Below are 4483 nucleotides of genomic sequence, written 5' to 3' on the forward strand. Positions count from 1 at the left end.
CCGGACGGGCAGGCCCGCCCGGACGGGCAGGACCGTACGGACGAGCGGGACGAGACCGCGCGCGCCGCCCGCGCGGCCGCCCCCGACGGCCTCCCCGTGCACACCCTGCCCGAGATCGCCCGCCGCGCCGCCGGGCTGCCCGTGGTGCCGCCGGCCGTCGAACTCGACCGGAACAGCCTGTTCAACGTCCTGTACACCTCCGGCTCCACCGGTCGGCCGAAGGGCGTCCTGCTGCACCACGGCGGCGTCACCCGCCTGATGCACCGGCCGGACTTCCTGCCGCTCGGCCCCGACGACACCGTCTCGCACCTGTCGCCGCTCAACTTCGACGGCGCCACCTACGAGATCTGGGGCGCCCTCACCCACGGTGCCCGGCTCGCGGTCCTGGACAAGGAGCTCGTCCTCGACCCGCCCGCCCTGCGTACCGCGGTCCGCGCGCTCGGCGTGACCACCCTGCTGGTCACCACCCCGCTGCTCAACCGCATCATCGAGGACGCGCCCGACCTGCTCCAGACGCTGCGCCGGGTCTACTTCGGCGGCGAGCTGATCTCGGTGCCGCATCTGCGCAAGGCGCTGCGCTGGGCCCGCCCCGGGACCCTGCTGCACAGCTACGGCCCCACCGAGAACTCCTTCACCTCCACCTGGTGCGCCATCGACGCCGTACCCGAAGGCGTCCGCACGCTCCCGATCGGCGACCCGGTCCCCGGCACCCGCGCACACGTCGTCTTCGAGGACACCCTGGTGCCCGCACCGCCGTACATGCCGGGGGAGTTGGTCCTCGGCGGGTCCGGTGTCGCGCTGGGCTATCTCGGCGATCCGGCCCGCACCGCGGAGCGGTTCTGCGCCGACCCCTTCGGGCCCGAACCCGACGGCCGGCTCTACCGCACCGGCGACCGCGTGCGCCGGACCGCCGACGGGCGCCTGGAGTTCATCGGGCGGGCGGACAACCAGATCAAGATCCGCAGCCAGCGGGTGGAGCTGGGCGAGGTCGAGTCCGTGCTCCGGACCCACCCGGACGTCACGGCCGCGTTCGTCACCAGCCGCCGCAACGAGCGCGACGAGAAGGAGATCGTCGCCTACGCCGTGTTCGCCCGCGCGGGCGCCCACCCGGAGGTGATGCGGCACCTGCGCGCCGGCCTGCCCGCCTTCGCCGTACCCACCCACCTGCTCGCCCTCGACGAGCTTCCGCTCACCCCCAACGGGAAGATCGACCGCAAGCGTCTGCCCGAACCGGGGAGCCTGCCCGCGGCCGACGCGCCCCGGCCCAGCGCCCCTTCGGCACCGAGGCCCGCTCACGCCGGTGGGACCGACCACCTGGGTACGACCCCGCACCTCGGCGCGACCGCGCACCGAGCGGTGCACGACGCCTGGCGCGCGGTGCTGGGCGAGCACGCCTCCTTCGGGCCCGACGACAACTTCTTCGACGTGGGCGGCCATTCCCTGCTGCTGGTCCGGCTCCAGGCCGCCCTGCGCCGTGCCACCGGCACCCGCCCCGCCATCGGCGACCTGCTGCGCCACACCACGGTCCGCGCCCAGACCCGGCTGCTCGTGGGCGAGGGCCAGGGCGGCGGTGACGGCGTCGGCGCCGACTCCCGGGCAGTGAGTGCCCGAAGGCCCATGGCCCGGCTCCGGCCCGGGGACGACGACGCGATCGCCGTCGTGGGCATGGCGGCCCGCTTCGCCGGCGCCGCCGACCTCGCGGCCTTCTGGGACAACCTCCGCGCCGGACGCGACTGCTTCTCCGAGGGACCCGGGCCCGTCGTCACCGAACTGCCCGGCGGGCAGCGGCGCGTGGCACGCTGGGGCATGTGCGCCGAAGGGGCGCGCTACGACGCCGACTTCCTCGGCTTCGGCGAGGACGACCTGCGCGGCGGCGACCCCCAGCAGGGCGTGCTCCACGAGGTGCTCTGGTCGGCCGTCGAGGACGCTTCGCTGCGGCTGTCCGACATCGCCTCCCGCACCAGCCTCTACGCCGGCTGCGCCAAGGTCCTCGACACCGACCCCGAGGCCCGCGTCGACGACGTCGTGGGCGCCGACCCGACCTTCGTCGCCTCCCGCTTCGCCTACCTGCACGACCTGTGGGGGGAGGCCCTGATGCTCGACACCGCCTGCTCCACCGGCCTGTACGCGGTCCATCTCGCCTGCCGCAGCCTCCTGACCGGCAGCAGCGACTACGCCCTCGCCGGCGCGGTCTCCCTCGACCCGGCCTCCGACGGCAGCTACCGCTACCGCCCCGGCTTCCTCTACGCGGACGACGGTGTCTGCCGCCCCTTCGACCGGCGCGCCTCCGGCACCGTCGGCGGCTTCGGCGCCGGAGCCGTGCTGCTGCGCCGGCTCGCCGACGCCGAACGCGACGGCGACCCGGTGTACGCGGTGATCCGCGGCAGCGCCGTCAACAACGACGGCAAGGCGCGCATCGGTTACTCCGCGCCCGGCGTCGACGGCCAGGCCCGGGTCATCCGTGACGCCCTCGCCGCCGCGGGTGTCGGCGGCACCGACATCGGGTTCGTGGAGGCGCACGGCACCGGGACCCGGCTCGGCGACGCCATCGAGATCACGGCCCTGGCGGAGGCGCTCGGGCCGGACGGGCCGCCCGTCGCCGTCGGCTCCGTCAAGGCCTCCGTCGGGCACTGCAACACCGCGGCCGGCATCGCCGGGCTCGTCAAGGCCGTCCTCGCCGTCCACCACGGGCATCTGCCCGCGACCCCCAACGTCGCCGAGCCGATCGACGAACTCGGCGGCACGGCGGCCCGCTTGGGCCTGCTCACCGAGGGCCGCGCGTGGGCCGAGGAGCCCGGCCGGCCGCGCACGGCGGGCGTCAGCTCCTTCGGGGTGGGCGGCACCAACGCCCATGTGATCGTGCAGCAGCACACGGCCCCGGAGCGGCCCGCCGGCTCCCTGGCGCAGCCCGCCCTCCTCGCGCAGCCTGCCGAACTCTCCCAGCCCGCCCCTGCTCCGCAGCTCGAAAGGGTGTGACCCGCCATGACCGCACCGACGAACCCCCCGCGCGTGCTGGCGCTGTCCGCCCGCGACCCCGAGGCCCTGGCCGAACTGCGCGAACGACTGGCCGCCTGGCTGGAGGACGCGCCGGACGCCGACCTCGACGACGTGGCCCTGACCCTGTGGGCCGGCCGGGAACGCTTTCCCTGCCGTGATGCCGTCACCGGCTCCTCCGCCGCCGAACTCGCCGCCCTGCTGCGGGAGAAGGAGGCCGTCGGCGTCACACCGCGACGCTCCGCGGGCGACGGGCCGGAACTGCTGCTCGACCCGGCACCGGTCGCCGCCGCCCCCGGCGCCGCGGAGCCGTCCCGGACATCCCGGCCGTCCGAGCTGCCGGAGCTGCCGGAGCTGCCGGAGCTGCCGGAGTTGCTGGAGTTGCTGGAGTTGTCCGAGGTGGCCGAGGCGCTGCGCGTGGCGGCCGGACACGGCGACACCCCCGCCGTCCGGACGGTCGCCGTCCAGTACGGCGTGGTGCGCTGGCTGCGCGCCCGCCGAGTGACCCCACGGAGTGTGCGCGGCACCGGACTCGGCGCCCTGGCCGCGGCCGCGGCGCGCGGCGAGACGACCCTGCCGGACGCGCTGCGCGCCGCGGCGGGGAAGGCTCCGGCCCCTGCGGGCGAGGCTCCCACCCCGGCCGCGCTCGCCGCCGCACCGGATCCGGCGACGACACCCGGGAAGGCGTCCACACCCGGGAAAGCGTTCACACCCGAGATGGCGTCCACACCGGAGCAGGCCTCCACCCCGGTCGTACGGATCGGCGCCACCGAACCCGCCTCCCCGGCGCGGCTGATCGCCGAGCTCTGGCGTCAGGGGTACGACGTCGACACCACCCTCGGCCGGCCCGGCCGCCGCGTGCGGCTGCCCGGGCATCCCTTCCGCCGCCGTGACCCGGGCGGCCCCGCCCCGGTCGGCGCCGCATCGAGTCGTCCCCTGACGCCGTACGAACAGCGCTGGCTCTTCTACGACTTGGTGCGGGGCGGCTCCTCCGGGGATCACATGGTCACCGCGGCCGCCGTGGTGGCGGGGCCGCCGCCGGCGCCCGACACCGTCCGTACCGCCTTCGCCGAACTCCAGCGCCGCCACCCGGTGTTGCGCACCGTCTTCAGCGAGCCCGGCGGCCGGTGGCAGGCCCGCGTCCTGCCCGAGCCCGACCCGGACGCCCGGCCCGTCCAGCTGGTCGCCGACCCGGACGCCGGCCCCGAGCAGCTCAGGCAAGCGGTGCTGGAGGTCGCGCGTCAGTCCACCCGGCTGCGCGACGCACCGCTGACCCGCTGCTGCTTCCGCGCCGGCCCCGCCCACTGGGCGCTGGCGCTCGCCCTCTACGAGCCGCTCACCGCGGGCGCCGACCCGCAGGGACTTCTCGACGAACTCGCCGTCCTCGTCGCGGCCGAGGCGAGGAGCGCCTGACGCAGTCGCCGCCGACAACCCACCCACCCGGCCCGCAACCACCACCGCAGATCGGATCACGATGACACTCCTGCAC

At 75.9% G+C, this 4483-nt stretch carries 2 protein-coding genes; both read left to right on the forward strand.

Features of this window, described 5'->3' with window-relative positions; genetic code table 11:
* The coding region (locus WN71_RS27805) for an AMP-binding protein (RefSeq protein ID WP_143074882.1) at window positions 1-2976 on the forward strand (2976 nt) is incomplete at its 5' end.
* A gap of 6 nt (window positions 2977-2982) precedes the next feature.
* Entirely contained in the window at window positions 2983-4407 is a 1425-nt protein-coding gene (locus WN71_RS27810; RefSeq protein WP_046592872.1) for a CurL C-terminal domain-containing protein, read from the forward strand.
* Window positions 4408-4483: the final 76 nt, after the last annotated feature.

Origin of the sequence: Streptomyces mangrovisoli (genome assembly GCF_000974985.2) — a bacterium.
GTDB classification, from domain to species: Bacteria; Actinomycetota; Actinomycetes; order Streptomycetales; family Streptomycetaceae; genus Streptomyces; species Streptomyces mangrovisoli.

Excerpts from the sequence above, each read along its gene's own strand:
- WN71_RS27810 (WP_046592872.1), top strand. The coding sequence starts at position 2,983 with ATGACCGCACCGACGAACCCCCCGCGCGTGCTGGCGCTGTCCGCCCGC.